Origin of the sequence: Tolypothrix sp. VBCCA 56010, from assembly GCF_050875635.1 — a bacterium.
Taxonomy (GTDB): domain Bacteria; phylum Cyanobacteriota; class Cyanobacteriia; order Cyanobacteriales; family Nostocaceae; genus Hassallia.
Genome location: NZ_JBPAOH010000386.1, coordinates 1 through 812, shown reverse-complemented (window position 1 = coordinate 812; position 812 = coordinate 1). Strand labels below are relative to the sequence as shown.

General features: G+C 38.5%; 1 protein-coding gene. It reads right to left on the bottom strand.

The window, feature by feature from the left end; genetic code table 11:
• Nucleotides 1–94 precede the first annotated feature (94 nt).
• On the bottom strand, nt 95–625 hold the full coding sequence (locus AABK37_RS41645) for a helix-turn-helix domain-containing protein (RefSeq protein ID WP_432557220.1): 531 nt from the start codon (nt 623–625) through the stop codon (nt 95–97).
• Nucleotides 626–812: the final 187 nt, after the last annotated feature.

Sequence of the window (812 nt, the reverse complement as noted above, 5' to 3'; positions counted from 1 at the left end):
AATCCTAGTCTTGCTGGTTCAATATTTGCTGAATAAAAAGTATCATCTACTACAAAATTTTTTAGCGATCGCCCTGAGGAGAAAACTTTTTGGTTTACTGAATATTGGTTAGCTCGGCGACTGAGAGATTGTACCCACTTAAGTCAGTACAGCCAATACCATTTAAATCTACTCCTTTAAGATTAGGTTGAATATCTGGATTTCTTTCTCTCCACTGGTTCCAAGTCACAGCCCCTTTTTTGAGAATACGTATATGAGAAGGATCGCTCTTTTCGCTTGAATTATCGATCGCCGTCCACTGAGTCGCAATAAGTTCGGTAATTTCATTAAGTTCAGATGCACCCAAACTCTTGATTTTAACAGCAATATCCTCTAATAACGTGGTTTTATCAGTAACAGAAGTACCCACGTATTCATAAAACTGTTTCACCTCCATTCCCAGTAACTCCGCAAGCTTCGACCAATATTTGCGGTCTGGTGTCGTTAACCCACGCTCCCAACCAGCAACAGACTGTTGGGTCACAGGAGGGTCAAATAGCTTACCAAACTCCTTTTGCGAGAGTTGAGTATTTTTTCTAGCCGACTTGACAAGCTTGGGAAATACTCCTTTAAAGTCCGATTCCATCCACCCTCCTGAAAATAACGCCAATTCTAAGTGAAAAGAATAACAGTTTGTTATTGTCAAATTTTACTAAACAGTTATAAACTGTCAGTAGACCGAAAACTTTTGCGATCGTCAAAAAATAGTAACCTGTGATACAGTTTTTCAAGAATTCAAAAAAGTTGCTCGTTTTTCATGATTGATAAAGGAA

Coding starts and splice junctions, on each gene's coding strand:
- AABK37_RS41645 (WP_432557220.1), bottom strand. CDS start 625: ATGGAATCGGACTTTAAAGGAGTATTTCCCAAGCTTGTCAAGTCGGCT.